At 42.4% G+C, this 26,803-nt stretch carries 23 protein-coding genes and 1 pseudogene; 18 read left to right on the forward strand and 6 right to left on the reverse strand.

What is annotated here, in order from left to right; translation table 11 throughout:
- Window positions 1–193 precede the first annotated feature (193 nt).
- Both VB732_RS17455 and VB732_RS17460 read left to right on the forward strand, forming a co-directional pair.
- Entirely contained in the window at window positions 194–1,561 is a 1,368-nt protein-coding gene (locus tag VB732_RS17455) for an NAD-dependent succinate-semialdehyde dehydrogenase (RefSeq protein ID WP_323232195.1), read from the forward strand.
- 114 nt (window positions 1,562–1,675) lie between these two features.
- A complete protein-coding gene (locus tag VB732_RS17460; protein ID WP_323232196.1) occupies window positions 1,676–3,319 on the forward strand; it encodes an acetolactate synthase large subunit in 1,644 nt (547 codons plus the stop codon).
- A gap of 319 nt (window positions 3,320–3,638) precedes the next feature.
- On the opposite strand, the gene VB732_RS17465 is transcribed toward VB732_RS17460, so the two are convergent.
- Both VB732_RS17465 and VB732_RS17470 read right to left on the reverse strand, forming a co-directional pair.
- Window positions 3,639–3,875, reverse strand: coding sequence for a hypothetical protein (locus tag VB732_RS17465; RefSeq protein ID WP_323232150.1), 237 nt, complete (start codon window positions 3,873–3,875; stop codon window positions 3,639–3,641).
- 2 nt (window positions 3,876–3,877) lie between these two features.
- Window positions 3,878–4,018, reverse strand: coding sequence for a hypothetical protein (locus tag VB732_RS17470; RefSeq protein ID WP_323232151.1), 141 nt, complete (start codon window positions 4,016–4,018; stop codon window positions 3,878–3,880).
- Between the two features lie 71 nt (window positions 4,019–4,089).
- Between VB732_RS17470 and VB732_RS17475 the strand changes: the two genes are divergently transcribed.
- The 4 genes from VB732_RS17475 (at window position 4,090) to VB732_RS17490 (ending at window position 8,672) form a co-directional block, all read left to right on the forward strand.
- Complete coding sequence (locus tag VB732_RS17475) at window positions 4,090–5,187, forward strand: ATP-binding protein (RefSeq protein WP_323232152.1); 1,098 nt, start codon at window positions 4,090–4,092, stop codon at window positions 5,185–5,187.
- Between the two features lie 14 nt (window positions 5,188–5,201).
- The gene (locus VB732_RS17480; protein WP_323232154.1) at window positions 5,202–5,420 is read left to right on the forward strand and encodes a hypothetical protein; all 219 of its coding nucleotides are present in this window, start codon (window positions 5,202–5,204) and stop codon (window positions 5,418–5,420) included.
- A 200-nt stretch (window positions 5,421–5,620) separates the two neighbouring features.
- On the forward strand, window positions 5,621–5,908 hold the full coding sequence (locus tag VB732_RS17485; RefSeq protein ID WP_323232156.1) for a GIY-YIG nuclease family protein: 288 nt from the start codon (window positions 5,621–5,623) through the stop codon (window positions 5,906–5,908).
- A 523-nt stretch (window positions 5,909–6,431) separates the two neighbouring features.
- Window positions 6,432–8,672: an AAA family ATPase gene (locus VB732_RS17490; protein WP_323232158.1), complete on the forward strand. Its 2,241-nt coding sequence runs from the start codon at window positions 6,432–6,434 to the stop codon at window positions 8,670–8,672.
- Between the two features lie 176 nt (window positions 8,673–8,848).
- Here VB732_RS17490 and VB732_RS17495 read toward each other — a convergent pair whose 3' ends face one another.
- Both VB732_RS17495 and VB732_RS17500 read right to left on the reverse strand, forming a co-directional pair.
- Window positions 8,849–9,847, reverse strand: coding sequence for a M48 family metallopeptidase (locus VB732_RS17495; protein WP_323232160.1), 999 nt, complete (start codon window positions 9,845–9,847; stop codon window positions 8,849–8,851).
- Window positions 9,848–10,312: 465 nt separating this feature from the next.
- Window positions 10,313–10,630 (reverse strand): hypothetical protein, encoded by a 318-nt coding sequence (locus tag VB732_RS17500; protein WP_323232162.1) that lies wholly within the window; start codon window positions 10,628–10,630, stop codon window positions 10,313–10,315.
- A 348-nt stretch (window positions 10,631–10,978) separates the two neighbouring features.
- On the opposite strand from VB732_RS17500, the gene VB732_RS17505 reads away from it, so the two are divergent.
- The 7 genes from VB732_RS17505 to pstS all read left to right on the forward strand — a co-directional run bounded on the left by VB732_RS17505 (window position 10,979) and on the right by pstS (window position 19,198).
- Window positions 10,979–12,061 carry a class I fructose-bisphosphate aldolase gene (locus VB732_RS17505; RefSeq protein ID WP_323232164.1) on the forward strand — a complete coding sequence of 361 codons (1,083 nt, stop codon included), beginning with the start codon at window positions 10,979–10,981 and terminating at the stop codon, window positions 12,059–12,061.
- A gap of 180 nt (window positions 12,062–12,241) precedes the next feature.
- Window positions 12,242–13,408 carry a pyridoxal phosphate-dependent aminotransferase gene (locus tag VB732_RS17510; RefSeq protein WP_323232165.1) on the forward strand — a complete coding sequence of 389 codons (1,167 nt, stop codon included), beginning with the start codon at window positions 12,242–12,244 and terminating at the stop codon, window positions 13,406–13,408.
- Between the two features lie 159 nt (window positions 13,409–13,567).
- Window positions 13,568–14,353 (forward strand): PEP-CTERM sorting domain-containing protein, encoded by a 786-nt coding sequence (locus VB732_RS17515; protein ID WP_323232167.1) that lies wholly within the window; start codon window positions 13,568–13,570, stop codon window positions 14,351–14,353.
- Window positions 14,354–15,201: 848 nt separating this feature from the next.
- Window positions 15,202–16,155 carry a phosphate ABC transporter permease subunit PstC gene (pstC, locus tag VB732_RS17520; RefSeq protein WP_323232169.1) on the forward strand — a complete coding sequence of 318 codons (954 nt, stop codon included), beginning with the start codon at window positions 15,202–15,204 and terminating at the stop codon, window positions 16,153–16,155.
- 86 nt (window positions 16,156–16,241) lie between these two features.
- The gene (pstA, locus tag VB732_RS17525; RefSeq protein ID WP_416235756.1) at window positions 16,242–17,135 is read left to right on the forward strand and encodes a phosphate ABC transporter permease PstA; all 894 of its coding nucleotides are present in this window, start codon (window positions 16,242–16,244) and stop codon (window positions 17,133–17,135) included.
- Between the two features lie 43 nt (window positions 17,136–17,178).
- Complete coding sequence (gene pstB / locus VB732_RS17530) at window positions 17,179–18,033, forward strand: phosphate ABC transporter ATP-binding protein PstB (RefSeq protein ID WP_416235758.1); 855 nt, start codon at window positions 17,179–17,181, stop codon at window positions 18,031–18,033.
- Between the two features lie 73 nt (window positions 18,034–18,106).
- Window positions 18,107–19,198: a phosphate ABC transporter substrate-binding protein PstS gene (pstS, locus tag VB732_RS17535; RefSeq protein ID WP_323232173.1), complete on the forward strand. Its 1,092-nt coding sequence runs from the start codon at window positions 18,107–18,109 to the stop codon at window positions 19,196–19,198.
- A 305-nt stretch (window positions 19,199–19,503) separates the two neighbouring features.
- On the opposite strand, the gene VB732_RS17540 is transcribed toward pstS, so the two are convergent.
- On the reverse strand, window positions 19,504–20,673 hold the full coding sequence (locus tag VB732_RS17540) for a tetratricopeptide repeat protein (protein ID WP_323232175.1): 1,170 nt from the start codon (window positions 20,671–20,673) through the stop codon (window positions 19,504–19,506).
- Between the two features lie 324 nt (window positions 20,674–20,997).
- On the opposite strand from VB732_RS17540, the gene VB732_RS17545 reads away from it, so the two are divergent.
- The 5 genes and pseudogenes from VB732_RS17545 to VB732_RS17565 all read left to right on the forward strand — a co-directional run bounded on the left by VB732_RS17545 (window position 20,998) and on the right by VB732_RS17565 (window position 25,793).
- Complete coding sequence (locus VB732_RS17545) at window positions 20,998–22,422, forward strand: protein kinase domain-containing protein (RefSeq protein WP_323232198.1); 1,425 nt, start codon at window positions 20,998–21,000, stop codon at window positions 22,420–22,422.
- A 636-nt stretch (window positions 22,423–23,058) separates the two neighbouring features.
- Window positions 23,059–23,145: pseudogene (locus VB732_RS17550) on the forward strand (type II toxin-antitoxin system VapC family toxin); the annotation flags it as partial.
- A 98-nt stretch (window positions 23,146–23,243) separates the two neighbouring features.
- Window positions 23,244–24,329 carry a M24 family metallopeptidase gene (locus tag VB732_RS17555; RefSeq protein ID WP_323232177.1) on the forward strand — a complete coding sequence of 362 codons (1,086 nt, stop codon included), beginning with the start codon at window positions 23,244–23,246 and terminating at the stop codon, window positions 24,327–24,329.
- Window positions 24,330–24,334: 5 nt separating this feature from the next.
- On the forward strand, window positions 24,335–25,417 hold the full coding sequence (gene galK, locus VB732_RS17560; protein WP_323232179.1) for a galactokinase: 1,083 nt from the start codon (window positions 24,335–24,337) through the stop codon (window positions 25,415–25,417).
- On the forward strand, window positions 25,407–25,793 hold the full coding sequence (locus VB732_RS17565; RefSeq protein WP_323232180.1) for a signal peptidase I: 387 nt from the start codon (window positions 25,407–25,409) through the stop codon (window positions 25,791–25,793). The genes galK and VB732_RS17565 overlap by 11 nt, the downstream gene beginning before the upstream one ends.
- 8 nt (window positions 25,794–25,801) lie before the next feature.
- Here VB732_RS17565 and VB732_RS17570 read toward each other — a convergent pair whose 3' ends face one another.
- On the reverse strand, window positions 25,802–26,611 hold the full coding sequence (locus VB732_RS17570) for an ABC transporter permease (RefSeq protein WP_323232181.1): 810 nt from the start codon (window positions 26,609–26,611) through the stop codon (window positions 25,802–25,804).
- Window positions 26,612–26,803 lie beyond the last annotated feature (192 nt).

A 26,803-nucleotide genomic window follows, 5' to 3' on the forward strand; every position in this document is an offset into this window, starting at 1 on the left:
TTTAATTGGATTTAATTTCTCAATATTAATACTTACTGAGTAGTATAATTTAATTCAATTAAAGTTGCGAAATTGTAATATTGGGCAGCTAATTCTTAGCTAAAAGACTAGAATTTGGGTAGTAGCTTCCTAAATTTATATGTATAACATTAGGAAGCCTACTTCAAGCTATTTTTTAACGGGAGGTCAGGTAATGGCGATCGCCACCATTAATCCCGCCACTGGGGAAACGCTCAAAACCTTTGAGTCACTCAACGATGCAGAAATTACCGCTAAACTCGATTTAGCTAATCAGACTTTTGAAAAGTATCGTCAGACTAGTTTTTCTGAGCGATCGCAATGGCTAGAAAAAGCTGCTGATATTTTAGAGCAAGACAAAGCAGAATTTGCTAAGTTAATGACTCTAGAAATGGGTAAGCCATTTAAAGCTGCGATCGCAGAAGTCGAAAAATGCGCCGCCGTCTGTCGCTACTATGCTGAACACGCCCCAGCTTTTTTGGCTGATGTCAGTGTAAAAACTGATGCTAGGCAGAGTTTTGTCCGTTATCAACCAATGGGTGCAATTCTCGCGGTGATGCCGTGGAATTTCCCCTTCTGGCAAGTGTTCCGCTTTGCTGCACCAGCGCTAATGGCGGGGAATGTCGGCTTACTCAAACACGCTTCCAACGTGCCGCAGTGCGCCTTGGCAATTGAAGATATCATCCGACGGGCAGGTTTTCCTGAAGGTGCGTTTCAAACTCTATTGATAGGCGCTGCCAAAGTCGCCGATTTAATGGCTGATGACCGCGTAAAAGCTGCTACCTTGACCGGAAGTGAACCAGCAGGCGCATCCCTCGCCGTCGCCGCCGGCAAACAAATAAAAAAAACAGTTTTGGAATTAGGAGGAAGTGACCCGTTTATTGTGTTAGAAAGTGCTGACTTAGAGACAGCAGTTGTCACAGCTACTACAGCGCGGATGTTAAATAACGGGCAATCATGTATTGCAGCAAAACGTTTTATTGTCGCAGATGCGATCGCAGACAAATTTGAAAAATTGCTTTTAGAAAAATTTGAGGCATTAAAAGTAGGCGATCCCATGCAACCGGATACCGATTTAGGCCCCCTGGCAACCCCTGGTATTCTCCAGGATTTAGATCAACAAGTTCAAGCTGCTACCAAAAGCGGTGGTAAAGTCCTCACCGGCGGACATCCTTTATCAGATCGTCCTGGAAACTTTTATCCACCAACCATTGTCATAGGTATCCCGCCTGAAGCACCAATTGCCAAAGAAGAATTTTTTGGCCCGGTAGCCTTGTTATTCCGGGTTCCAGATATCGATGCTGCCATTAAACTCGCTAATGACAGCCCCTTTGGATTAGGTGCAAGTGCTTGGACAACCAACGACCAAGAATGCGATCGCTTGGTTGAGGAAATCGAAGCTGGTGCAGTGTTTATCAACAGTATGGTCAAATCCGATCCTCGGTTGCCCTTTGGTGGCATCAAGCGTTCTGGATATGGCAGAGAATTGAGTATCCAAGGTATACATGAGTTTGTCAATCTTAAAACCGTGTGGGTTAAATGATTAGTCATTAGTCATTGGTCATTGGTCATTGGTCATTAGTCAAAAGACAAAGGACTAATGACTAATGACAAAGAACAAAAGTCTTATTCGTTAATAGAGTTGTCGGAAAATAAAATGAATACAGCAGAATTATTGGTGCAGTGCCTAGAAAATGAAGGAGTGCAATATATTTTTGGACTCCCTGGCGAAGAAAATCTGCACGTTTTAGAAGCACTAAAACATTCTTCGATTAAATTTATTACAACTCGCCATGAACAGGGTGCAGCATTCATGGCCGATGTCTACGGACGCTTAACCGGGAAAGCCGGAGTATGTCTTTCTACTCTTGGCCCTGGGGCAACTAATTTGATGACTGGGGTAGCAGATGCTAACCTCGATGGTGCGCCCTTAGTGGCGATTACCGGTCAAGTGGGAACAGATAGAATGCACATCGAATCCCATCAATATTTAGATTTGGTGGCAATGTTTGCACCTGTTACCAAGTGGAATAAGCAGATTGTGCGACCGAGTATTACACCCGAAGTAGTGCGGAAAGCATTCAAGCGATCGCAATCCGAAAAACCCGGTGCAGTTCACATCGATTTGCCAGAAAATATTGCTGCCATGCCCGTCGAAGGCAAACCTTTGCGTAAGGATAATAGCGAAAAAACTTATGCATCTTTTGCTAGCATTCGGGCAGCTGCCGCCGCAATTTGCCAAGCTGTGAACCCATTAATCTTAGTCGGAAATGGGGCAATCCGCGCTCAAGCCAGTGATGCTGTGACGCAATTTGCAACCTTGCTAAATATACCCGTTGCCAATACCTTCATGGGTAAAGGCATTATTCCCTACACACATCAATTAGCTTTGTGGTCAGTAGGATTACAGCAGAGAGACTTCATTACCTGTGGCTTTGATAACACAGATTTAGTAATTGCGATCGGCTATGATTTGATTGAGTTTTCCCCCAAGAAATGGAATCGTAATGGTGAAATTCCGATTGTGCATATTGGGGTAAGTCCGGCGGAGATTGATAGTAGTTATATTCCCAACGCCGAAGTCGTGGGAGATATTTCAGACTCCCTCTATGAAATTTTAAAATTAGCAGACAGACAAGGTAAACCCGATCCTTTTGCTATTAGCTTAAAGTCAGAGATTCGGGCTGATTATGAACAGTACGCCCATGATGACGGATTTCCCATTAAGCCGCAAAAGTTAATTTACGACTTACGCCAAGTGATGGGGCCTGATGATATCGTCATCTCTGATGTTGGCGCACATAAGATGTGGATGGCGCGTCATTATCATTGCCATAGCCCTAATACTTGCATAATTTCCAACGGCTTCGCGGCTATGGGTATTGCCATTCCTGGCGCTTTAGCAGCAAAACTCGTTTATCCCAACCGCAAAGTCGTGGCTGTAACAGGCGATGGCGGCTTTATGATGAATTCTCAAGAATTAGAAACAGCCTTGCGTGTCGGTACGCCCTTTGTCACCATCATTTTTAATGATGGTGGCTACGGGTTAATTGAGTGGAAGCAAGAAAATCACTTTGGCAAAGGAAACTCATCTTTTGTACATTTCAGTAATCCTGATTTTGTTAAATACGCTGAAAGCATGGGTTTAAAAGGCTACCGAGTTGAATCGGCTTTAGATTTGATTCCCACTTTGAAAGAAGCTCTCGCTCAAGATGTACCCGCCGTGATAGATTGTCCCGTAGACTATCGGGAGAATCACCGCTTCAGTCAAAAAGCCGGCGAGTTGAGTTGCGCGGTGTAAAAAGTACAGACGCGATTAATCACCTCTGTACAAGAGTTAGGAGTTATTTATTCCTAACTCCTTTAGTGTTTTAGTAGGGTACGTTAGCCTTTGGCGTAACGTACCGCTTTACTTCACTTTATTTATAAATAATATTTTTCCTCTTTCTTTGTGTCCTCTGCGTCCTTTGCGGTTCGTTAAAAAAACCACGAGTATCAAAGACTCGTCCACGAGTATCAAAGACTCATCCACGAGTATCAAAGACTCATCCACGAGTATCAAAGACTCGTTTACAATAAATTAGAAGTTATTGATTCTAACTCATCACTGATTTTTACTCTTACTTAATCGTTGTCTGGTTGGAATTTGTGCTTTCCTGCTTTTGGGCAATATCTTCTACTGCTTTGCATTGTCTTTTGTCAATATCTGACTTAATAATGAGTCCCTTAGTATTGAGCGATATTTCAACTTGGTATTGACCATTCACCATATTAATCGCAGCGTAAGTTACTGTACCAAACATCATCACTCCGCAAAGTGATAAGATAATTTGCAGAATTCCCAATTCTCGTCTCATTTTTAAAGCCCTAATCTCTTATATTCATCATTAAAGTTTGGTGCGGTGTGAGAACGGAGTTGAGAAATAGTCAACCATTGACGAGTTGTTAGTTGATTATCGGTTAACTTCAGGATGACTATAATTTCTAGAGTGCAAGACATTATCCCTAAACAGCTTTGCTATTTAGCGAGTATAAAAACCTGATATACTCACAGCAGTTTCTCGATGAGGAATGATGGCGCGATCGCTCCGAGTAGCCCCAGAGTATATTGAAAAAGTAAAGTCAGCACCTCAGCGTAACGGCTATCCCAGCCAACAGTCTTTCGCTACTGATATAGGACTTTCTCTATCCACAGTCAAAAGCTTTCTCACTGGTAAACCTGTTGACTATCTGAATTTTGTCGAAATTACCGAAAAATTGGGGTTAGACTGGCAAGACATTGCATACAAAGAACCAGAAACTCAACCGTTTAAACCTCAGCCAACTAACGGGGAAGCATCACCCTTCATCACAGGCGCACCCATCACCCAGCCACGTTACTTCTTTGGACGCGAAAAAGAATTAAAACGTCTCTTCAACTTACTCAAACGCCATCCCCTGCAAAACGCCGCCATTATCGGAAAAAAGCGCAGTGGCAAAACATCCCTGCTGCACTACCTCAAAACTATCACCATCACCCCAGCAGAAAAACTGCGTCCTGAGCAAAAATCTGACTGGCTACCGCATCCAGAAAATTACTGTTGGATTTTTGTAGACTTGCAAGACGCACGAATGCAAAGCCGAGAAGGATTGCTAAAGTACATCCTAGAATCATTGAAAATGCAAGTGCCGACACCTTGCGATTTAGATCGTTTTATGCAGGTAGTCAGCGATAATTTGCATTTTCCCACAGTCATCTTATTGGATGAGATTAGTGTTGGATTGGAACGCTGTCCAGAATTAGATGATGGCTTTTGGGAATGTTTGCGGTCTTTGGCAACTAACGGCACAGGGGGGAATCTAGCATTTGTCTTGGCTACCCCCGAATCACCGATTGAAATGGCGCAAAACACAGGACACAGTTCACCCTTTTTCAATATTTTCGGCTACACCGCATATCTGGGAGCATTGGCTGAGACAGAAGCGCAGGAATTGATAGCAAGTTCGCCCATTCCCTTCACTAACGAAGATGTAGAGTGGATTTTGACAGAAAGTCGCTGCTGGCCACTGTTGTTGCAAATCCTGTGTAGTGAAAGATTATTTAACTTAGAAGAAGGAGAGAATAATGATAACTGGCGTGAGGAAGGTTTACGACAAATGAAACCATTTGCTCATTTATTAGATTCATAACTAGCAGAGTAACTATGAAAGCACACCGAATTGAAACAAAGTTAACTAAAAACGGAACCTTAATTCTTGAGGATTTACCGTTTCAGGCTGGCGAAGCAGTAGAAATTATTGTTTTAGAACGTTTTCCCCAACCTTCAGAATCTAATCCTTATCCTTTACGGGGAACGGTTATTCACTATGATGATCCTTTTGAGCCTCCAGTACCTCTGGAAGATTGGGAAGTCTTGCAATGATAAACCTAAATTGTCATTGCGAGGAGGAACGACGAAGCAATCGCAAGGTTTTAGAATTGCTTAACTTTGTAATCTAGTTCTTCTCCAAAGGAATACGCAATGACAAATGTCTGAGGACATGATATTACATATAATTTCGCGGTTACAAATATAATAAAAGTTTGTTATGACTGAGTTTCTATGCCAAATAAGGATTAGAAATGAACAAGCAATATTATTTATATATCATGACGAATAACTATAATACTGTGCTGTATACAGGAGTAACGAACAATTTACAAAGGAGAGTTTATGAACACAAAGAGAAAAACATAGAAGGATTTACCAAGAAATACAATATTAATAAATTAGTCTATTATGAAATATTTGAAGATGCCTATACAGCCATTAGTAGAGAAAAACAGATTAAGGCAGGTTCCAGACAAAAGAAAATTGATTTAGTGAATAGCACCAATCAAGAATGGAAAGACTTATATGATGGATTGTAAATTTTACTGGTGTGATTGCGATCGTAGCAGGTTAAAGCTGAGTAATCCTAACCTTTGCGATTGCTTCATTCCGCTAGCGCTACATTCGCAATGACATAATAATCTGTCATTGCCAGCGAAGCGAAGCAATCCCAGCCTTGCGATTTGATTGCGATCGCAGATGAGTAATCCTAGTCATTGCGATTGCTTCATTCCGTTAGCGCTACATTCGCAATGACATAATAATCTGTCATTGCCAGCGAAGCGAAGCAATCCCAGCCTTGCGATTTGATTGCGATCGCTTCATTCCGCTAGTGCTACATTCGCAATGACAGATTATGTCATTGCCAGGGAAGCGAAGCAATCCCAGCCTTGCGATTTGATTGCGATCGCAGCTGAGTAATCCTAGTCATTGCGATTGCTTCATTCCGCTAGCGCTGCATTCGCAATGACATATTAACAAACAGTTTGTCATTGCGAGCGGAACGAAGTGGAGCGAAGCAATCGCAATGACACAGAGTATTAAATAAGGAGTGCAAAAACGTTGACCTCACCACAACTACCCCCCAACGCCTACACCGATGCACCCCAGGAGCACCCCAACTTAATACTCGGTAGCTTACAACTGCTTTTCTGGCTGGTTTTCCGTCCTTCAGCTTGGCGTAACCATCTCAAGCGCATTGATCCCATTTTAAACACCGATTCCTCTTTGATTATATTGTTGAGACAAGGGCGATGGCGGAACCTTGCTCTGTGGCGGCTGTTCATCCAGGGATACTTTATCTTACCTATCCTGGCTAACGTACTGCTGGGCTTGGTGCTGTGGATGTTGGGTGAACCAATCGCAACCATACTTGCTCCCGTAGCGTTCGGCGTGACGGCAGGTGTGGCGGTAGGTGTGGTGGTAGGTGTGGCGGTAGGTGTGGCGGTAGGTGTGGCGTTTGTGACGTTTGGCGTGGCGGTAGATGTGGCAGGAAGCGTGGCAGGAAGCGTGGCAGGAAGCGTGGCAGGAAGCGTGGCAGGAAGCATTGCGATAGGCGTGGCGTTCGGCATGGCGTTTGGTCTAGCATTCGGTATAGGAGTAACTTTTAACTCCTGGCGACCTATTCTATACTTTCCATTTCTGCTTGTCTGGAATTACTTCCTTTATAGATTAGACAAAGGGCGTAACAGTAAAAGCCCTTGTTTATTGCGCTTTCATTCTGCTTTCTGGGATGAGTGGCAATGTTTACATCTGCCTGGTTTAGACAAGCATCTCTTCTTTGTAATTGAACATAACCCAGTCGAAGGAAAAGCCGCGCTGAAATACCTGAGTACTAGTCGCCAACGCTGGGCAGCTCAGGCAGTTCAAGCAGCCAAAATTGAACTGAATGCGCGCATTTTAGAACGTTATATAGTAGATGTGGAAGCTATCCGCCAGGCTCATCGCAATCTGATATCTAGCGAACTAGATAGCCCAGTTAGCACTCTGCTAAATATTTTCAATGAGATCAGCGAGGATGTGGATGCTGCCCTGAACCAGAGAAGTTTTTATAGCCAGAGTCAAGTACTCAGCGCTGTTGCAGAGCGTTTAGATGCGAACTTGCGGGAAATTAATAGTAGTCAAAACGAATACTCTTCTCGCTTCTACCCTATTGCTCAAAGTTGGCTTAATGTAATCACCAATCATATAGACGAACTGGTTAAAATCATAGAACTCCAACAAGAAATTGATAATCCCTACATTATTGGCGTACCGCTCAACGAGCAACTAGAAATTTTCACCGGACGCACCAGCATTGGCTTACGCATTGAGCAACTACTGCGCGATCGCCGTCGTCCACCTCTGCTACTATACGGTCAGAGACGTATGGGTAAAACTTCCCTCCTCAATAACATCGGAAAGTTACTACCTAGTAACATTATCCCCATGTTTGTAGACTTGCAAGGCGCACCTTCATCAGCAAGTGACCATGCAGGTTTTCTCTACAACCTCGCTAGAGAGATGGAGAAGTCAGCGAAAAAGCAAGGTGTAACTCTACCGTCCCTAGTCCGCGAAGTGTTAAAAGTTGACCCCTTCACCTATTTCTATGAATGGCTAGATAAAGTAGAACAGGCTCTAGAACAAAATACCGCCTTACTAGCGCTAGATGAATTCGAGGTGCTAGACAACGCCATAGCCAAAGGTCGCTTTGATGAACAGGATGTTTTGGGTATGCTACGTCACCTCATCCAACATCGTCCCCGCTTCAAGGTGTTACTGGCTGGTTCTCATACTATCGAAGAATATCAGCGCTGGGCGAGTTATCTGATTAATGTTCAAGTAGTGCATATCTCGTACCTCAAAGAAGCAGAAGCACGACAATTAATTGAACGTCCTGTCAAAGATTTTACTCTCCGCTATGAACCTAACGCCGTTGAGCGAGTATTGCAACTCACCCGTTGTCACCCGTTCTTAGTACAACTAATCTGTGCAGAAATTATCGTCCTTAAAAACGAGCAAGACCCCTCTATCCGGCGATTGGCAACTTTAGCGGATGTAGAAGCTGCGATACCAGAAGCTTTGCAAAGTGGTGGCTTTTTCTTTGCTGACATTCAAAACAACCAAGTTGATGCGACTGGACAAGCTATTCTACGTTTTATCGCTGCTCAAGGGGAAGGGACTATAGTTAGCCGCCAAACTCTATTGCAACAGTTCCCCGATGCTGATATTACTTTCCACTTGCTGTTGCAACGTGAGTTAATTGAGGAAGTTGACGACGGCTATCGCTTCCAAGTGGAGTTGATTCGTCGCTGGTTTGTTTGAATCATGTCCGGTAAATTAATTTATGATATGTCATTGTCAAGGAAGCGAAGCGATCGCAAGGATGTTAAAATTGCAACTCTAGGAGACGCTGCGCGATCGCTTTGCTCGCAATGACAAGTGTTTAGCCAGACATAATATCAAAGACTCATCTGAGCTTAACTCGTTGCCCAGTATTTTTATTTACCAAACCGACGTTCTATATCATCTGCTTGGGAACCGCCACGAACTGAGTTAATCCGTAACGAGGTCTTATCTTTAGAAATGTTATATGTTAAAGGCTTTGTCTTAGATATTCGCGCTTCACCCTCTTTAGCCAAAGTCTGGGGTGGATACTTAATAATTAAAGCTTTTATTGCCTCAATCCGTTTGGGTACTGCTGGATGAGTGGTATCAAATTCAGAACCAGGAGTTTGAGCCAAAACCTGCATGACTCTCAAACATCCTTCTGGTTCAAAACCTGCTTTCACAGAAGCCATGTAGCCAATTTCATCAGCTTCAAACTCTTGTTGTCGTCCTTGTTCTGCTAAACGCTGTTCTAACTCTTTTTTCTTTTTCTCGACAATCTCGTTAATGCGTTGCTGTGATTGTACTTGTCGTTGAGTGCCTTGATTACCAAGAACGGAACCCAGCAAACCACCAAAACTTCCCCCAACTACACGATTTACAACCGCACTACCAACACTAGCAGCTGTTGACTCTTGGTTTGCAGCTTCTCTTTCTCCTAGTACTTCTTTGGTCGCTTCTTCCTGAATTTTGGCAATCAACTCACTTTTTTGAGCTTCGCCAACAGCGATGTGACGCTTGAGGTGATGTCCCATTTCATGGGCAACTACACAAGCTAATGCTGAGGAATCACCAGCTAACTGGTCAAGTATACCATCGTAAATGGCAACCAAGTTAACGTCACTTGCATAGGCATTGACATCATATTTGGGAACAGCCACAACCCGCCAAGGACGATTATCTAATTCGTTGGCACGCGCTACTCTATCTATAACGCGATAGAGAGTATAAAAATCTTCAGGTAATTCTTTTTTAGCTTGCTGGTAAATTGTTGTAGTTGTAGCTGCTGGTTTCTTTGGTTGGACTGGTTTAGCCTGGACTGGCAGCATTGCAGTGAACAAAAGTAGACACAAAGAACTAGTAGTTATGAGTGTTCTGTCCCACTTAAGCATTATTGTTGATACTCCTGTAATATAAGGATGATTTTTATACAATAATGCAAAAAATATTTTCTGTAAATTTGAGATTTACAGAAATGCTACAAAAGAAAGTCCGCTCAAGCAGACTTTCTTTTGTAGCTATGAGTGACGGTAGCCATAAGGGACTTCCAAGAAATAAATTATCCAAATAAACGAACCACAGAGACAAGGCAGCGCGGTCTTGGGGAGCCAGTGCGTTGGGCGGCTTTGCCGACTTGAAGCATCTGGCGTGGTTTCCCCCATGAGCGACTGCCGCACAGAGAACACAGAGAGAGGAGGAATAGAGAGAGTTTTCGCATCAGTTTTGGAACATTTTTTTATTTGGAAGTCCCTAATTACTTGCGTAGGCAGGGGACAGGCAACAGACAAAAAGGAATAAAAGTTTAAGGAGTTTTGTTCAAAAATCAAATAGGAGTCCTATATAAGTTAAGTACATCTTTACAGTTTGTGCTGGCGTAATTGCTCTACTATATATTCTTCTAATTCTTGTTTTTCTCTATTACTAGCATTTCGTTGATAAGTTCTGCCTGTTTCTTGCATAAACCGACGTTTCTCGCTTGGAGAAGATTTGAGCTTACTTCCCGATGCTTGCAGCTTTTGCTGTAATTCTTCCCAAGTCTTCTCTCCTACACTTTCACCTAGTTTTACCAGTGCCTTGGGTAGTAATGTTTTTGCCTCTCTTTGAAAATCTTCTTCTGTCTCAAGGGAAGCGAAATCTATTTTGCTGAAGTCGATATCGAGGTGAAATTTACTCATAGAATTGGATTTGTTTTTTTAATGATTATTGCCACAATGGGAATCTGCGAAGATTACTTATCGACATTTTTGTTGTCAGACAATGAGTATCAGAATTGAAATATATCAAATTATCAGTCTGCAATCCACCAAAATCTTCAAAAGCACGATTTTTTCTTGGTGCGTCTTGGCTCAAATAATGGTTACATCTCAGATAACTATTGATTTTAACGATTTTTAAAGAATAATTTAAGGCTTTTATATCAAAAGGAATATATATCTAGTTAATACAAGCCTAAGCAGGTTAGGAGTATTAAAAATGCTATCTTAAAGGCAAAGGTCATTTGCTCAATTTTTCAGGAAAACGCTATGACTACAACGCTCAGAGAACCTAATTCTATTGAGTCATTGCTAGGTAAAGAGGCTGAAGACCTGCTGACCTACAAAGCAAAGGTTTCTCAAGATTTACTACATTTGCCGGGGCCAGATTTTGTAGATCGAATCTGGCTCAACAGCGATCGCAATCCTCAAGTATTGCGTAACATCCATTTACTTTACTCTACAGGTCGTCTGGCAAACACAGGTTATCTCTCAATTTTACCAGTAGACCAAGGGATTGAACACTCAGCAGGTGCGTCTTTTGCGCCCAATCCGATTTACTTTGACCCAGAAAATATTGTCAAATTAGCGATCGCCGCAGATTGCAATGCTGTTGCTACTACTTTGGGAACATTAGGCATCGTATCACGGAAATATGCCCACAAAATTCCCTTTATTGCCAAAATCAATCACAACGAATTGCTGACTTTCCCCAATCAATTTGACCAGATATTGTTTGCTGATGTCGAACAAGCTTGGAATTTAGGGGCGGCTGCCGTAGGTGCGACAATTTATTTTGGTTCAGAGCATTCTACCAGACAAATTCAGGAAATCAGCAAAGCTTTTAAACGCGCCCATGAATTAGGGATGGCGACTATTCTCTGGTGCTATCTGCGGAATAACGCCTTTAAACAAGATAAAGATTACCACGTTGCGGCTGACCTCACCGGACAGGCAAATCATTTGGGTGTAACCATTGAAGCCGACATCATCAAACAAAAGTTACCCGAAAATAATAATGGTTACGGTGCTATTGCCAAAGCTAGTGGTAAGAGTTACGGCAAAACCGATGAGCGGGTTTACACAGATTTGACAACCGATCACCCAATTGATTTAACTCGTTACCAAGTACTAAATTGTTACTCTGGGCGTGTGGGGTTGATTAATTCTGGTGGCGCGACTGGTAAAAATGATTTCGCTGAAGCAATACGCACCGCCGTAATCAACAAACGCGCTGGTGGTTCAGGATTAATTTCTGGGCGAAAAACCTTCCAACGTCCTTTTGAGGAAGGTGTGAAGCTATTTCATGCCATTCAAGATGTTTATTTGTCGCCGGATGTGACGATAGCTTAGAGAGTGGGGAAGACAAGGGGACAAGGGGACAAGGGGACAAGGGGACAAGGAGAATAAATAACCCAATGCCCAATGCCCCATGCCCCATGCCCCATTCCCAAGGAATTCAGAAAAGCAAATCTTGGTAGAGATTCTGGGATATCCTTAGATAAGTGAAAGATTTGCCAAAAAATAGTAAGAATGAAGCTGGCAGCAAGAATAAGTAAGGTAACACCTTCATTAACCTTAGCGATCGCAGCCAAGGCTAAGGCACTGAAGGCAGAAGGAATAGATGTTTGTAGTTTTAGCGCTGGAGAACCAGATTTTGATACCCCAGCGCATATTAAAGCCGCAGCAGTTAAAGCTTTGGATGAAGGCAAAACCAAATATGGTGCAGCAGCCGGAGAACCAAAGTTAAGGGAAGCGATCGCCCACAAGCTTAAAATTGATAACGGTCTTGATTACAAGTCCGAGAATGTCATCGTCACCAATGGCGGTAAGCATTCTCTGTACAACTTAATGGTGGCATTAATCGATCCAGGTGATGAGGTAATTATTCCTGCACCCTACTGGTTAAGTTATCCCGAAATGGTGACTTTGGTTGGCGGGGTTCCGGTGATTGTATCTACAGATGCCACGACGGGTTATAAAATTACTCCCGAAGAACTCCGTAAAGTAATCACCCCGAAGACGAAGTTATTTATCCTCAACTCCCCATCTAATCCCACAGGGATGGTGTACACGCCAGATGAAATCAAAGCACTGGCGCAGGTAGTAGTTGATGCAGATATCTTTGTTGTCTCTGATGAGATTTACGAAAAGATTCTCTACGACGGTGCAGAACATATCAGCATCGGTTCACTTGGGAAAGAAATTTTTGACCGAACTTTGATTAGTAATGGGTTTGCCAAAGCCTATTCTATGACTGGTTGGAGACTTGGTTATTTAGCGGGGCCAGTGGAAATTATTAAGGCAGCGAGTACCATTCAAGGACATAGTACATCTAACGTGTGTACCTTTGCCCAATATGGTGCGATCGCAGCTTTGGAAAGTCCTCAAGATTGTGTCGAAGAAATGCGCCAAGCCTTCGCCAAACGCAGACAGGTGATGTTAGATAGACTCAACGCCATTCCCGGATTGAGTACTGCAAAACCAGATGGCGCGTTTTATCTATTCCCTGATATCAGCAAAACCGGTCTAAAATCCCTAGAATTTTGTGACGCTTTGTTGGAAAAACATCAAGTTGCAGTCATTCCCGGAATTGCTTTTGGCGCTGATGACAACATTCGCCTTTCCTACGCCACCGATATGGCGACGATTGAAAAGGGAATGGATAGATTGGAAAAATTTGTCAAGTCGCGTATTTAATTAGTTGTCATTTGTCATTTGTGAGGAGAATTTACCAAATCTCCAAATTTTAACTCCACCTTTTCGACTCAGAACGGGTGGAGTTCATTTTTAAACCTGAAGTTCCGAGTTTCACACAGGGGAAATGCATCTTATTTTCTAACAAAAACTAGTCTCTCAATGCCATCAAAAAAGCTAGTAGGCATCACTCCAAAAAAAAGATTATTTGTGCAGTCGATGCATCAGAATAGTATCAAGGGGCGATCGTTCTCAATATCACCCCTTGGTATTGGCAAAAACAAGATACAAAAGCTCTTTACAAGATTTGCGATCGCACTAATGACCTCTATGAAAAATCTAGCTCTACTATCTGCTACAGCCCTCACCGCCACAACTGGATTGGTTTTTGGGACAATGCAAGCCGCCTCTGCTGCCACTTTGACCTGGCAATGGAATTATTCTGGTACTGGTATAACAGCAAATGGTAATTTCATCAGTAATGACACCCCCGACGATTTGGGTTTTTATCAGATTACGGGGATTACTGGTACACGAAATGGTGAGACAATTACTGGTCTGCAACCTGCTGGGACTCCAATACCGGGAAACGAACCTTTTAATGTTGACAATTTAATTAGTCTTAATAGTCAGCAGTTAACGGGTGACGGTTTTGGGTATTCCACCTCCGGGGGAAACTATTCTAGTCCATTTTTTGCTGATTTTTTGCCAACACCGGGTTATTTAGAGGTTTTTTCTGCGCCACCATTGACACCAGGTTTTGAAAATTTTGGGACGGAAGATAGTGAATTACCCATTAGTTTTTCTGCAACTATAGTCAGCGTCCCTGAACCCACCTCTATCCTGAGCTTACTCGCCCTCGGCACTCTCAGCACATATTTAGCATTTAAACGTAAGAAGCTATCCAAATTAACTGATAATAAGCAATCGCACGGGGTTCAAGCATAGGTACTACTGCCTCAAATATTTATTAAATCTATGTTGTCGGATTTTTTCTGTTTTTATAGGACTTACTATCATGTCCGGTTAAATAATTGTCATTGCGTACCGCCCTTGGCGTTCCCGCAGGGTACGAAGAGAAGCAATCCCAAAAGCCTTGCGATTGCTATCTCTACGAGACGCTACGCGAACATTCCACTTCGTTGCATTCGCAATGACATATTACAAGTAATTTGCCGGACATGATATTTATTACGCATACTCTACAAATTCTTGGCGTTCTTGGCGTCTTGGCGGTATGCCTGCGGCACGCTACGCGAACGATAAATTAAGCTTTTCGGCAATTTTTGCGTAAGTCCTGTATTCATTCATAAAATGTTGAATAATTTGGTACTGCCAAAAGTTTTGATTTCAACTTTTAGGTTTATATTTTTAGATTAGGTGACAATCGGGGAGAAGTCGGTTAGACAAATATTGAAGCTATATCTAAACTAATTTTTACTAATCAATTTCCTTATTCATTAAGTTTAATTTAAGTTTAACAACAGATTATTGTTTGTTTAATTATTTTTCAAATTTAACAAAATTGAGAAAATTTAAACCCATAGATACAAATTCGAGTTGTTTTTTTGTTGAAATAATATACCGCAAGAGACAAGAAATTTTTAATTAATACATTTAATATAATTCAGTCCGAGATATTGCATTAACCATTTGTCTAATCAGACATAAATGCTGCAAATTGGGAATTTTTAACGAATAAAAGAGAAAATTTGCCAATTCAAGAAGTTTTCAGGTTGAGATTTATTAGTTTTCTAATGTTTACGCTAATTTGGCTTTATTAATGGAGGTAGTTGATGACTTCCTCAACCAGTGATTCTCAAATGACAGCGCAAGAAGCGCGGTCTGGAACTGAAAAGGCGATCGACCAAAGCTTTCTTTGGGGGACGCGGATACTAGCAATAGGTGTGGCGGGAATTCTGCTATGGATAGCAGGGCAAGTTGCTTGGAATTCAATACCTGCTATTCAACAAGTTGGATTAGAATTTCTCACAACTTCTGCTTGGGATCCTGTAAAGGGCGTTTATGGCGTGCTTCCTATGGCTTATGGCACAGTCGTGAGTTCTCTGATTGCGCTGCTTATAGCTTTCCCGGTTGGTGTGGCATGTGCGATCGTCCTCAGCGAGAATTTTTTGCCGTTATCCATTCGGACTCCCCTCACTTTTCTGGTAGAACTGCTAGCAGCCATTCCTAGCGTCGTCTATGGATTGTGGGGCATTTTTGTCTTGATTCCGTTTCTGCAACCTATCGGTGGATGGTTGCACGATAACTTTGGTTATATACCGTTGTTTTCCACGCGATATATTGGCCCAGGTATGTTCCCGGCTGGCATCATCTTAGCGATTATGATTTTGCCCATTCTTGCAACGATCGCTCGTGATTCTCTTGCCGCTCTGCCTAGTGAGTTGCGCTGGGGAGCTTATGGTATTGGAGCTACGCGCTGGCAAGCAATTTTCAGCGTACTCATACCAGCAGCATTTTCTGGCATTATTGGTGGCACGATGTTGGCATTAGGCCGAGCGCTGGGAGAGACAATTGCTGTCACTTTGGTGATTGGTAATAGTAACGATCTAAATTTTTCAATCCTAGCGCCAGCAAATACAATTGCCTCTCTGTTAGCCAATCAATTTGCAGAAGCAGGTGGTTTGCAAAGAGCTTCTTTGTTCTATGCCGGATTAGTGCTATTTGCGATCACACTTATAGTTAACATCGGAGCATATTGGATTATTCAAAAAGTGAAAAAATACTAATTAGTAATTGGTAATTAGTCATTTGTAATTGGCGATTAACCTTGAATTAAAAGCAAACGATCGCTAATAAAGGAGAAGATTCTGCTATGACAGCTACTAACCAGAATGGGGACTATGATGAATTTCCTACTCCTAAAATGGAGCGCTCTTACTCTACTCCCAGAACAGCAATTGATTTAGCGCTGACGATATTAGCATTTTTACTGCTAGGTATTGCCTTACTGCCCTTATTTTTAGTAGTTGGCTATGTGATTATCAGGGGAGCCAATCGACTCGATCTCGAACTATTTACTGGGTCGATACCAGCAGCGCTGCAACAAGGAGGAGGTATTGCCCCGGCGATTGTGGGAACGCTGATTGTAGTGGGAATTGCTGCTGCTATTAGCATTCCCTTTGGCATTCTTGCAGCAGTCTATTTGTCAGAATTTAGCTCTGGTAGGATAGCTAAGTGGGTTCGTTTTGCCACCAATGTCTTAAGCGGTGTTCCTTCGATCATTGTTGGCATCTTTGCCTATGGAGTAATTGTTGCCACAACAGGTACTTACTCTGCGGTTGCGGGAGGATTTGCCCTTGCCATTCTCATGTTGCCTATTGTGGTACGAACGAGTGATGAATCTTTGCAACTAGTACCGCAAGAGGTGCGGTGGGCATCAGTAGGTGTAGGGTCTTCTAACTTTCAGACTGTGTTGCAGATAGTACTACCTGCTGCTATGGGAGCGATCGCAACAGGAGTGACTTTAGCGATCGCCCGGGCCGCGGGAGAAACTGCACCTCTGATTTTTACAGCTTTGTTTACCCAGTTCTGGCCTCGCGGTATCTGGGAGCCAGTTCCCACTCTATCGGTCTTGATCTACAACTTCGCTGGTTTACCTTATGAAAATCAGCAGGAACTTGCCTGGGCAGCTTCGCTCATTCTGGTGCTGATGATTTTGCTAACTAGTATTCTCTCTCGTTGGGTAGCTAGTAAAACCACATATTAAACCACTGGCGAAAAAACTTTTATGTATCCTTCCAACCTCCTCAATCGTTATGAATTCTAGAAATCAGAATGAAAATCACCAAAACAACAATCCTCCCACCAAGCCAAAGCACGCAGATTCGAGTGAAACGGTTTTACAGGCAAAAAAACTGAGCGTCTACTATGGCGAAACTTTGGCACTGCAAGAAGTTTCAATGGATATCCTGAAAAACAGCGTCACTGCCTTGATTGGCCCTTCTGGTTGCGGTAAAAGTACGCTAATTCGCTGTTTTAATCGGCTCAATGACCTAATTGATGGTTGTCGGGTAGAAGGTAAAGTGATTTACCGTGGGAAAGACCTGTATGGATCAAAAATCGATCCTGTGGCGGTGCGGCGACGGATTGGTATGGTATTCCAAAAGCCAAATCCTTTCCCGAAATCGATTTATGAAAACATTGCCTACGGGGCTAGAATTAATGGCTTCAAGGGCGATATGGATGAATTAGTGGAGCGATCGCTCCAGCGAGCAGCATTGTGGAATGAAGTCAAAGATAAACTAAAAACCAGTGGTTTGTCGCTCTCTGGCGGACAACAACAGCGTTTATGTATTGCGCGGGCGATCGCACTTAAACCAGAAGTTGTCTTAATGGATGAACCTGCTTCCTCTCTCGATCCAATATCTACCGAGAGCGTGGAAGAACTAATTCACGAACTGAAGCAAGACTACACTATTGTGATTGTGACTCACAATATGCAACAAGCCACGCGGATATCAGATTTCACTGCTTTTTTCAATGCAAAGGCAGGAAAAAATGGTAAGCGATTTGGTTACTTAGTTGAGTACGACAAAACAGAAGCTATTTTTGAAAGTCCTCATGAAGAATCTACCAAAAACTATGTAAGCGGTCGCTTTGGTTAAAGGATAACCGAGTGACCTTTTTTTAATTGGAGCAAAGCGACTTGAGATTACTGGAAAACCCAAAAGGAATATTATGCTAACTCAACCTTTTTTGATGCGACGAGCTTTTCTCTTACCCTTAATGGCCATCTCCTTGGGTACTAGTGCTTGTCAACCACCAACTGCTGAAGATCCCTCACCAAATGCTAGCCCTGCTGCAAACATCGGTGGTGATAATGTCTCCCTCGTTGGGGCTGGAGCAAGTTTTCCTGCTCCGTTTTACCAGCGCTGTTTTAATGAGTACAATCAGCAAAATCCTAATATAAGGGTTAGCTATCAATCCGTAGGTAGCGGTGCTGGCGTACAGCAGTTTACACAAGGAACAGTGGATTTTGGTGCTAGCGATGTGGCAATTACGCAAGAAGAAAGACAAAAAATTGAGCGCGGGGCGCTGACAATTCCCTTAACTGCGGGGGCGATTGTACTTGCATACAACTTACCTGGTGTAGAAAAGCCTATTAGATTGCCACGAGAAATCTACCCGGCAATCTTTACAGGAGAAATCAAAAATTGGAATAACCCACAAATTGCTCAAGCAAATCCCGGTGTGAATTTACCCGATTTACCGATTACAGTCGTGCATCGTTCTGATGGTAGCGGTACTACAGCCGTTTTCACGGAACACTTAAGCGAAATTAGCCCGCAATGGAAAAGTAAAGTTGGTGCAGGTAAAACTGTAAACTGGCCTGCGGGTGTTGGCTCTAAAGGTAATGAGGGAGTTACTGCCCAGATTCAACAGAGCCAAGGTGCAATCGGCTATGTAGAATACGGCTATGCCAAGCAGAATAAGATTCCTTTTGCTGCCTTAGAAAATAATTCTGGCAATTACGTTCTCGCTTCATCTGAGACATCTGCTAATGCGTTGGAGTCAATAGAATTACCAGCAAACTTAGTTTCTTTTGCTAGAGATCCAAAGGGAGAACAATCCTATCCGATTGTAACCTATACCTGGCTTCTAGCTTACGACCAGTACCAAGACCAACAAAAAGCTCAAACTCTGCAAAATGTTGTTGAATATGCATTGAATGAGTGTCAAAAATTCAGTGAAGAGTTAGGATATGTACCTCTGCCAAAACCAGTCGTAGATAAAATACAACCTACGGTACAGCGAATTACCAAGGGTTAGTATAGCGGTTCTCCTTTACATGAGGTACACCTGTAATGTCATTTGTGATTTGTCCTTTGTCCTTGGTAAACACAAAGGGAGCATCCACTTTTGGAAGAAATACTGGGCGATTGGAAATCGCGGCTACACAAACGAAGTCCGCCTTCGCGGACTCTCTGAAACCCGCGAAGGCGGGTTTAGTTTGTATAGCCCCAGACTTCTAGTCTGAGGGCAATCCGCCAAAAGTGGATGCTCCTAACACAAATGACTAATGACGGTCTACACGGGAATAAGCGCGTTAGCTTATTACTAATGCTCTCTCAAATCTACATCAACTTCATTTCCTGTAACCCCTGGCGTAGCCTCTTTGCCTCTTCGGGATTATACCTTTCATGAATAGCGATCGCTTTTTTAAATGCTGTTAAACTCTCTTGATGATTGCCAGCTTTGAGCAACACTACCGCTAAATTTTGATAGGCTTCGGCATAGTTGGGATTTAAGGCGATCGCATTTTGATAATATGCGATCGCATCTGTCAATAAACCCAAAGCTTTAAACGTCATCGCTAAATTATAATGACCAAAAACAAAAGTCGGGTCAATTTTTAAAGTTGTGGCGTAAGCTGTTTTCGCACCGTTGAAATCTCCGGCTGCTTTGAGTAAGTTACCCAAGTTGTTGTATGCTCCTAATTTGAGGATGGGATAAATAGGCAATTTGATTGCAGTTTTATAGTGAGAAATCGCCTGTGGAAATTTTTGCAAGCGACTGTAGGCAATGCCTAAATGATAGTGAAGTTCATATAAAATATCGTAATTGTCTTCAGCCGCGCTAATTCCTCGTCTCAACAACTCCATACCTTGGGTAATTTTTCCCGTTTCCACATACAATGCCCCTAATTTACTGCAAACATAGGGGTCATCGGGATGAGTAGCGAGAAACCCTTCCATCGCCGTAGCTGCTTTGCCATATTTGTTATTTTGAGCGATCGCACTTTTTTGATATCCTACGTGTGAAAGTGCCACTCCTGGTAAATAACCCACTTGCCAATGAGGTTCTTTAGTTAAAATTTCTGACACGCTATCATCCACTAAGGCATGATAAGGACGGTCAAAGCGAATATCTGGATGATTGCGGAACAGCCTGGAAACCAGAGAATAGGGAGATTGTTCTGCACCAACTTCATGGCGGACGAGGTTGATGAGCAAGTATTCGTCTCTTGCGATCGCTTCTCGTAACTGCGGTACAATTGCTGGAGTCAAAGTTTCATCAGCATCTAATACCAAAATCCAGTCACTAGTGACATATTTTAAAGCTGCATTACGGGCAGCACTGAAGTCATTACACCATTTAAAATGATGGACTTTTGCACCGAGTTGTTGGGCAATATTGGGAGTGCGATCGATTGAGCCTGTATCCAAGACTACCATTTCATCCACCACTTTTCTGACACTATTTAAGCATTTAGGCAGTGTGGCAGCTTCATTTTTTACAATCATGCACAGGCTCAAAGTCATAATTTAAAAATTGGGAATTGGGGATTGGGAATTGGGAACTGGGAATTGGGAATTGGGAATTGGAAATAGGGAATTGGGAATTGGGAATTGGGGATTGGGAATTGGGAATTGGGAATTGGGAATGGCTCAAGAATCAATCAATAGTTGTTCTTCCTCTGCTCCCCCTGCTCCCCCTGCTCCCCCTGCCCCCCCTGCTCCCTGCCCCCTTGCTTCTTCCCCATTCCCTATTCCCCATCTAAATTTTGTGTAAAAATCAAGATTAACAAAATCAGTGAGTGAGTCAATCCGGGAGAAGGGGTGAATTTAATGCAGGGTCAAACCATAGGTGGACGCTACCAAATTCTCACCCAACTGGGACAAGGAGGGTTTGGCACGACTTTCTTAGCTCAAGATATGCAAAGACCAGGGAATCCACAATGTGTTGTTAAGCATTTTAAACCACTCTCTACCGATGCATACACTTTACGAGAAGCTAAACGTTTGTTTAACCAGGAAGCATTAACCCTGGAAACATTAGGAAAGCATGACCAAATTCCTCAACTATTGGCTCACTTTGAAGAGAATCAAGAATTTTATTTAGTTCAAGAATTTATTCCAGGTCACGATCTTACCAAAGAAATACCTCCTGTACACAACCCATTGAGTGAGCCGGAGGTGATTAAACTACTCAAAGATATTTTGTTAGTTTTAGCATTTGTCCATCAGCATAATGTAATTCACCGGGATATTAAGCCGGCTAATATTCGGCGAAGAACATCAGATAACAAGATAGTACTAATTGACTTTGGGGCTGTCAAACAAATTAGTACTCAAATGGCTAATTCTCAAGGACAAGCAACTTTTACGGTAGCCATTGGTACTCATGGTTATATGCCGAGTGAACAAGCTAATCGCACTCCACAATTAAGCAGTGATATTTATGCAGTAGGAATTATTGCTATTCAAGCCTTAACAGGGATTAATCCTGCTGATTTTGGCGGTCAAGGACTACCAAAAAACCCTGATACTGGCGAAATTGATTGGCGCAACCAAATACAAGTAAGTCAGCAGTTAGCAGAAATTTTAGACACAATGGTGCGTTATGATTTCCGTCAGCGCTATTCGACAGCAGCATCAGCATTGCAAGCTTTAGAAATGCTGGAAAAAGTACCAGACACTAAAATTTATAAACCCCTACCATCTACACGGCCTAAAAAAGTTTTTATCAGTGTGGCAATAACCGCAGTAGTTGCTACCGTAAGTTTATGGTTATTACAATTGCAAGTTTCTACACGAAACTTTTTGACTTATGAAGATTCTAGTAATGGCATAAAGATAAAATATCCAAAAAGTTGGAAAATCCAAGAAGCACCAAACCTAATAACTAAAGAATTAGTGACATTTTTATCACCTAAGCAAAGTGATGCAGATAATTTTCAAGAGCTTTTGACTATAACTATTGAAGATTTTTCTGGTACATTAAGTGAATCACAAGATTTATTTATTAAAGAAGTTAAAGCCACTTTATCTGATGCAACTATTGTAAATACGAGTGAAACAATTTTAGCTAATAAACGGGCTAATCAATTGATTTATATCGGTAAAGATGGAAAAAAGAGTTTAAAAAATTTCCAAGTTTGGACTTTAAAGGGTAATCAAGCATACGTTATTACCTATTCAGCAGCAACAGAGGATTACGATCGCTTCTTGCCAACAGCAGAGAAAATGATTAAATCATTTGAAATTAAGTAATGCTTCTGTGATGATGGAAAGTGCGCTAGTGTTCTTGCAGCGATTAGAAATCACGGCTACACAAACGAAGTCTGCCTACGCGGACTCAAAGGAATTGAAACCCACGGAGGTGGGTTTTGTCTGTATAGCCGCATTCGCGTAGCGTGCCGGAGGCTGTATTCCATTCGCTAGGGCAAACGTGTTTTTACAAAAGTGAGATGCTCCCGCCACAACTATTGCTATTCAATAATCTAGTGTCTGGTTCTAAGACATAAATATTTGCCCACAAAGATCAAAAGCTCTTTGAGTAAGTAGGCATAATTAAATAATAAGATGTCATTGCGAGCGAAGCGAAGCAATGAAAGAACAATAAGTTATTATCCGAACATGATATCAAATCGTTATTTTCGTTACAAACATTAGAATTTTCGTTACAAAAAACCATTTTTGTTACTAAAATCATTATTTTTGTTACAAACATTATAAATTTTGTGATAAAAAAACCATTTTGGTTAGTAAAATCGTTATTTTCGTTACAAACATTAAAATTTTCGTTATTAAAATCGTTATTTTCATTATTAACGCTGTGCTTTAAGTTGTATTGAACCCAAATTTTAGTCAATAAACGCGCAAATCTTGGATTTCATTCCTCAACACAATCGCAATGATATTCCCGTGACTAATAACATCAAAGATTTTACTAATATTCCTAACTTACAATTAGAGAACTGGTTAGAAGATTAGACATAGATTAATTGTAACATTTTGAATATAAACCTTAGACAGACGCAGACGGGCGTAGATAAGTTTGATAATCATCTGTATCTATCCGTGTTTTTCCTATGAACGAAGAAGTCTCCAAAAAACTAGAGTTAATCAGGGAAACCTTGCGTGATGAAGTGCAAGGCGTGCGTTTGCGCGGTACAGACTGGTTTGCCTGGGCAACGGGTGGCGCTTCTAGCACCGTGCTGCTTACTGCTGAAACTGGCGTAGCAGAAGTATTAGTAACTACTCAAGATGCTTGGGTATTAGCGGATGAAATTGAAGCCCAGCGTCTTATTGATGAAGAACTGCCAGCTAATTTTAAGTTGCATATCAACCCTTGGGCTGATGCTGCTGCGCGTGAGTCTTTTGTTCGTGATGTAATTGGCGGCAAAAAAGTAATTAGCGATCGCCCCATCTCTAATTTAGAAAAGCCGTTACCCCCATCTCTGCAATCACATAAACGGGTAATGATGCCAAGTGAATTAGAGCGATATCGTCAAATTGGGCAAAAAGCTAGCGTTGCAATGACGGAGGTACTCAAAGCCGCCAAGCCAACTTGGACAGAATATCAGTTAGCGGGTGCGGGTGCAGAGGCGTTATGGGCGCAAGGCTTGCATCCAGCGCTGACACTGGTAGCAGGTGAGAGGCGTTTACCGTTATACCGTCATGCTACACCCACCGGAGAACAGATTGGGCGGCAAGCGATGTTGGTGTTTTGCGCTAGGGGTTATGGTTTGTATGCAAATCTAACTCGATTCGTTTGTTTTGGTGCGCTTTCAAACGAACAAGCCGAGTTACATTCCCACGTCCGCGAAATAGAAGCAGTAGTTTTGAATTTGTGCCAACCCGGAACCACTCTTGATGCAATTTATCACGCACTAGCTCAGGTTTATGAGCAGCATGGATTTCCCAATGCCATCCTTGAACATCACCAAGGAGGAACCACCGGATATTTAGCGCGAGAAATCGTAGCAAATCCAACTACTAGTGATACTTTGGCAGAAGGTATTGCTGTCGCCTGGAATCCTAGTTTACGAGGCGCAAAGGTTGAAGATACTTTTGTGATTCTGAAGGATGGAAAGCTGGAAAATCTGACTTTTGATCCAAATTTTCCTAGTGTTGAGGTAGAAGGAAGGTTACGCCCAGTACCTTTATACAATTAAAAATTATGAATTTTCAACAAGTATTCGGCCAACCACCTGAAACTAAAGCCAGTGCGCCAGGAAGAGTAAATTTACTAGGCGAACATACCGACTATAACGACGGCTTCGTTCTTCCGACTGCGATTCCTCAAAGCACGACGGTACAGTTAGGTTTAAGTAGCGATCGCCATCATCACTTTTACTCTGAAAATCTCGATGAGCAAGTGGATATTTTAGACCTCAATCATACCCCGTCTGGATTTGCCAGTTATATTTTTGGCTGTATTGAGGTTTTGCAAAAAGCCGGATCCACAATCCCATCGCTTTGTGTATACGTCCAATCATCGGTTCCGATGGGTTCGGGTTTGTCTAGCAGCGCCGCCTTAGAAGTAGCAACACTCCGGGCAATACGCCAACTTCTGAACCTTCCCATTGATGATGTTGAAATTGCTCAATTCGCCCAGCAAGCAGAAATTCACTATGCTGGCGTGCAATGCGGCATCATGGATCAAATGGCTTCTAGTTTGGCTGACACTGAACATATCTTGTTTTTAGATACTCGGACTTTAGAACGCCGGGTAATGCCTTTGCCTGACAAAACGGAAATTTTGGTAATTGATAGCGGTGTACCCCGCACACTTGCAAGTAGCGGTTATAACCAACGCCGGGCTGAATGCGAAGAGGCGGCGCGATCGCTAGGAGTTAAGGCGCTGCGAGATATCACTGATGTTAAAGTAACAGAAAAACTACCAGAACCCTTACAGCGTCGGGCCCGCCATGTGGTTACAGAAAATAACCGCGTCTTGGAAGTCTTACAGGGAGTAACATCTGAGCGCTTTGGCGAATTGATGAATGCTTCCCACGCTAGTTTGCGAGATGATTATGAAGTGTCTGTACCTGCGCTGGATACTCTAGTAGAACTGTTACAAAAAACTCCGCAAGTGTTGGGTGCTAGACTGACAGGTGCTGGTTTTGGCGGGGCAAGTGTAGCTTTGGTTACTTCAGGTGAGAGCAAAGCTATTGCAACTCATGTCCTTGAACAATACAATCAAGCAGGTTATAACGGACAAATTTTGGTTCCTTCTTTGGGATTAAGTGATGCAGCCTAAAGTTGTTTATGGAAACGCAGCCGTTGAAGGTGTAAATCGTTGGGGATGGTTCATGGGTCACTTTATCACCCCTGAAGACGATCCGCGTTCCACGGAAATGCTAGAGGTAAAATGGGCTGTCCACAAAGCAGGTGACAGTAGAACTGATTGGGCAGTAAATAACCAAGCCGCTACCCTTTCAATTCTCATTCATGGAGAATTTCGCCTGCAATTTGAAGATAGAGAAATTTTATTATCTCGTGAAGGTGATTATGTTCTTTGGTGTGCAGGTGTGACACATTGGTGGGTTGCTGAGTCTGACTGCACGATTCTCACTGTCAGATGGCCTTCAAAGCCAGGCGACAGTGTTGCATTGCCTGGAGTGTCAAAGAGTTAGTTTGCTATTCATTTAAAACTTTTATTCTCTCCCGAAGCGCGGATTAATTCAGCTATAAGAGCAGCGATCGCAGATACTGAAATCAACATCACACTCAAAGCGTTAATATCAGGCTTGACTCCTGTTCTAATGCGGCTAAAAATTTCCATCGGTAGGGTGTTAGAACCGCTACCGGCAGTAAAGCTGGAAATTAGAAAGTCATCTAAGCTGAGGACAAAAGCCAAGAGACAACCAGCTAAAATGCCAGGCATCAATTGAGGTAACAATACTTGCATGAAAGCTTGGATTGGTGTAGCGCCTAAATCTAGCGCTGCTTCTTCTAAGTGGGGATCTAAATTGGTGAGTCGGGAACTAACTACAAGTCCAACGTATGCCAGACAAAACACGATATGGGCTGCCACTATTGTCCACAAACTCAAGGGTATAGCAAAGGCAGCTAGGCATACTAGGGTAGCCACTGCGATCGCAATATCAGGAATAATCAATGGTAAGTAAGCAATACCCCGATACAATTTCTTACCAGGAAATTGGTAACGCGCCAACCCGACGGCCATCAAGGTTCCCAACACTGCTGAAACCCCGACTGCACAACCAGCAACGATCATACTGTTTTGCAAGGCTGATAAAATGCGATCGTCGCTGAACAACTTGCGATACCAATCGAGAGTAAATCCTTGCCAACCTGCACTGTAGGGCGACTGATTGAAGCTATAAAAGCCAAGTACCAGTATGGGCAGGTACATGAACACAAATATCAGTAGTGAGAAAACCGCCTGCCATGAGACACGCGGTTTTTTGAGAGATGAGGAGATATTCACGTTTATATAGATGATTTTTATTGATAGCAATACAAAATATCACGTTTTGCGTAATAAGTCAATTATTCAACTCTATTTTCTCCCTTTTGTCTACTAAAGAATCTAACTTATGGGAGTAGATAAATTAAATTATTGTAACTTCCTATTGTCTTTAAATTAGGATATAGCAGCCTTAAATCATTCGTGAACAAT

The sequence above is a fragment of the Nostoc sp. UHCC 0252 genome, assembly GCF_034931145.1.
Classification (GTDB): Bacteria; Cyanobacteriota; Cyanobacteriia; order Cyanobacteriales; family Nostocaceae; genus Nostoc.